This is a genomic window from Microbacterium sp. GbtcB4, assembly GCF_019091465.1.
In the GTDB taxonomy this organism is placed as follows: Bacteria; Actinomycetota; Actinomycetes; order Actinomycetales; family Microbacteriaceae; genus Microbacterium; species Microbacterium paraoxydans.
This window is the reverse complement of sequence record NZ_JAGXJJ010000726.1, coordinates 1-231: the sequence shown is the minus strand read 5'-3', so window position 1 is coordinate 231 and position 231 is coordinate 1. Positions and strand designations below refer to the sequence as shown.

The following is a 231-nucleotide window of genomic DNA, read 5'->3' as shown; positions in this document are numbered from 1 at the left end:
GGGGGGGGGGCTAGCGGTGGCCGCCGCGGAGGCGGGGCCAACCCTCAACGGGTCCATGCCACGCGCGCCCCGCCTGGTCGACATCGTCCCCAACTCCCCGCGGCCGCTTCCGGCCAAGGTGCTCTCGTCGATCACGGGGCTCACCCCGGGAACGTCCTACAACCTCGGCCGCACGCTCGTGCACGTGGGGTACCTCAGGGCCCGACCGGACGGGCCCGTGCTGGGCGGGCG

At 75.8% G+C, this 231-nt stretch carries 1 protein-coding gene; it reads left to right on the top strand.

Annotation, left to right across the window (positions count from 1 at the left end):
• Nucleotides 1-55 precede the first annotated feature (55 nt).
• Nucleotides 56-231, top strand: a 176-nt coding sequence (locus tag KVS71_RS19405) for a helix-turn-helix domain-containing protein (protein WP_254635928.1), incomplete at its 3' end; no start/stop codon positions are given.